Annotated in this window: 3 protein-coding genes; 1 reads left to right on the top strand and 2 read right to left on the bottom strand. The window is 30.6% G+C overall.

The features are described from left to right. Positions 1–26: 26 nt before the first annotated feature. Both U9R42_10635 and proS read right to left on the bottom strand, forming a co-directional pair. Positions 27–317, bottom strand: a complete 291-nt coding sequence (locus U9R42_10635; GenBank protein ID MEA3496480.1) for a chorismate mutase — start codon at positions 315–317, stop codon at positions 27–29. 17 nt (positions 318–334) lie between these two features. Next, the gene (gene proS, locus U9R42_10630; protein MEA3496479.1) at positions 335–1810 is read right to left on the bottom strand and encodes a proline--tRNA ligase; all 1476 of its coding nucleotides are present in this window, start codon (positions 1808–1810) and stop codon (positions 335–337) included. A gap of 88 nt (positions 1811–1898) precedes the next feature. On the opposite strand from proS, the gene U9R42_10625 reads away from it, so the two are divergent. Then, the coding region (locus U9R42_10625) for a hypothetical protein (GenBank protein ID MEA3496478.1) at positions 1899–3526 on the top strand (1628 nt) is incomplete at its 3' end.

The following is a 3526-nucleotide window of genomic DNA, read 5'->3' as shown; positions in this document are numbered from 1 at the left end:
TTTTTATTTTAAATTCTGCAAGAATTCTATTTCCTTTTTTGCCAAAGTTCCATTTGTTTCTCAGTAAAATACTTTATCATTTTTGAATAAACGCTTTCAATTAAGTCAATAGGTAAATTGTGTTTCTTTGCTATTAGCTTGCGTTTTCGGTTCATTTCTTTTTGCCGTTCTGTTGCCAAAACACTCTTTTCTGAATCTTTAAAGTCTGTTGCTGATTTTACAAATTCATATCTTTTTGCAATCAATGAAATTATTTCTTCATCAATACTATCAATTTCCTTTCGAATTTTTTCAAGTCCTTCTTTTTTTAAATTCATAAAATTGGAGTATTATTTTAATATGCCTTAGCAAAAACCGCTTTTATTTTTGTTGGTTTACCTGAGAATACACACTTCCCTTCCAACTCATTAGCATCTAAAGGAATAAAGCGTATTGTTGCTTTTGTTTTTTCTTTAATTTGTTGTTCCGTTTCCTTAGTTCCATCCCAAAAAGCATTTATAAATCCGTCTTTGTTTTTTAGAATATCTTTAAATTCTGCAAAGTCCTTTGCCTCATGAGTATTATCTTCCCTAAATTTAATTGCCTTATTGTAAATATTTTCTTGAATGTCATCAAGTAAAGTAGGAATCCTTTCTTGAATCTCATCAATACTGATAACAAATTTTTCTTGTTTATCCCTCCTAGCTATTTCAACGGTATTATTTTCAATATCCCTTGGTCCGATTGCTATTCTTACAGGAACACCTTTTAGTTCATATTCTGCAAATTTCCACCCTGGTTTTTTGTTGTCATCATCATCAACTTTTACAGAAATATTTTTTGCTTCTAAGGATTTTTTTACCTGATAAGCTTTGTCAAGCACTTTTTCTTTTTCATGATCTTTTCGGTAAATAGGGACAATCACTACTTTAAGAGGAGCAATATTCGGAGGTAAAACCAATCCTTTATCATCACTGTGAGCCATAATTAACGCACCGATAAGCCTTGTAGAAACTCCCCAAGAAGTTGCCCAAACATATTCTTGTTTACTCTCGTTGTTTAAATATTTTACATCAAAAGCTTTAGCAAAATTTTGTCCTAGAAAATGCGATGTTCCAGCTTGTAATGCTTTGCCATCTTGCATAAGTGCTTCAATACAATAAGTGTCAACGGCACCTGCAAATCTTTCTGTTTCGGATTTCACTCCTTTATGCACTGGTATTGCAAGAAAATTCTGAGCAAAATCTGAATAAATATTTAATATTTTAATTGTTTCTTCCAAGGCTTCATTTTTTGTGGCATGTGCAGTATGACCTTCTTGCCATAAAAACTCAGAAGTACGTAAAAATAATCTTGTTCGCATTTCCCATCGTACAACATTTGCCCATTGGTTTATTAATAAAGGTAAATCACGATACGATTGTATCCAATTTTTGTAAGTATTCCAAATAATTGTTTCAGATGTTGGTCTAACAATAAGTTCTTCTTCAAGTTTTGCTTCAGGATCCACAATTACTTCTTTACCATCTTCCGAAGTTTTTAATCTGTAATGCGTTACTACAGCACATTCTTTAGCAAATCCTTTAACATGAGAAGCCTCACGACTTAAAAATGATTTTGGAACAAAAAGAGGGAAATATGCATTTTGATGTCCAGTTTCTTTGAATTTTTTATCTAATTCACTTTTTATGTTTTCCCAAATTGCATATCCGTAAGGTTTAATTACCATGCTACCTTTTACAGATGAATGCTCTGCTAATCCTGCCTCTTTAACAATATCATTATACCATTGTGAGAAATCTGTTTCTTTTGAAGTAATCTTTTTAACCATTTATGTTGTATATTTTGGAATAATATTTGTTTTTAAAATATGCAAAGATATAAATTATTTCTCCTTTGTTAAATAAAATTGAGTCATTATGAAAAAGCTAAGTTATCTAATATCATTCGCATTTGCAACTTTTATTTTTTCAAGTTGTACTACTACAAATAATTTTAATGGTTATGATGATGTTTATTACAATCCCAACACTGATGTTGTTATAGCTACAAAAGAAAAAAAGGAGGAACCCACAATACCAACAAAAACTGAAGAATATGTTTATGAAAACGAATCTGATTATAATGAAAACACAGATTATAATTCCGAAATGGATGTTTATGAAGATTATGAAGGAGAAGTTGATACTTATAGAGATACTGACGATAAAAGTTATGTAACAAACAATTACTATGGAGATGTTGATGTTTATGACAATTATGATTATTATGGATCCAACTATTTATATTCTTCAAGAATAAGAAGATTTTACCGTCCTAATTCCAGATTTGATTATTACGATCCTTTTTATCACAATAACTATTATTACAATCCATATTACAGTAGTTGGAATTTGAGATATTCAATAGGTTTTGGAAATTACGGATACTATAATTATTATCCCTATAATTCATGGCACAACCCATATTATAATTCTTATTACTACAGACCATATTACGGATATTCTCATTACTATGGCTGGGGAAGTAATTATTACAGTTATTACAATGGTTACAATGATGGCTATTGGAATGGATATTATGGTTCTAACTATTACTATGGAAGCAGTGGCAGTTCAGATGCTTATACACATGGAGGAAATTCCAGAAATGGCCCAAGACAAGGAATTAGCTCAAACGTAAGAAACAGACATGCTTCAACTTCAGGAGTTACAGGTTCCAAGAGAATTGCAAACGAAGGTAATGATGTTAAAGCAATACGTTCTTCAAGTATAAACAAGCCAACAAATACTTCATTGAAATCTACTAATGGAAGTAGATATTCAGGAATAAATAAATCTGCTACAAAAGCTACAAACGTTAACACTAATGTTAATAGTGGAAATGCATCAAGTGCAAAAGTTAAAAGCAATTCAAGAACTAATGAAATTGGAAAGCTTAACACTAATGCTTCAGGAAGAATAAACAGCAGTGCTATTAATAATAAAGTAAGTCCTTCAAATATAAGCAATACAAAACCCGAAAACAGAACAACAAATATTTCTAAACCTTCAAGTTCAGTAGGCAAAAGTAACATAAATAAAAACCCAAATAATGATTATTATAAAAGTCATTCAAAACCGACAAATAATTATAAAAGTAGTTCTACATCTACAAAAAAAACATACACAAAGCCTTCTCGAAATGTAAATACTAATCCAACTAAAAGAAGTAATCCTAGCAATACATATTCAAAGCCAACAAAAAGCTCTTCAACAAAGAATTATTCAAACCCACCAAGCAGTTATTCAAAGCCTAAAAGCAGTTCTTCAACTAAAAGTTATTCAAAACCTTCAAGTAGCTCTTCCCCAAGAAATTATTCAAAACCTACAAGGAGTTATTCCAAACCAAATAGTAGTTCTTCAACAAAGAGTTATTCTAAACCTACAAGGAGTTCTTCAACAAAGAGTTATTCCAAACCAAATAAAAGTTCTTCAACAAGGAATTATTCAAACCCACCAAGCAGTTCTTCAACTAAAAGTTATTCAAAACCTACAAGGAGTTATTC

Source organism: Bacteroidota bacterium (assembly GCA_034723125.1).
GTDB lineage: Bacteria > Bacteroidota > Bacteroidia > CAILMK01 > JAAYUY01 > JAYEOP01.
Note: the sequence above shows the minus strand (reverse complement) of the source record. Positions and strands in the feature narration are given on the sequence as shown.

What these genes read in the sequence shown, in the direction of transcription:
- proS (MEA3496479.1), bottom strand. Translation starts at nt 1,810, where the DNA reads ATGGTTAAAAAGATTACTTCAAAAGAAACAGATTTCTCACAATGGTAT.
- U9R42_10635 (MEA3496480.1), bottom strand. Translation starts at nt 317, where the DNA reads ATGAATTTAAAAAAAGAAGGACTTGAAAAAATTCGAAAGGAAATTGAT.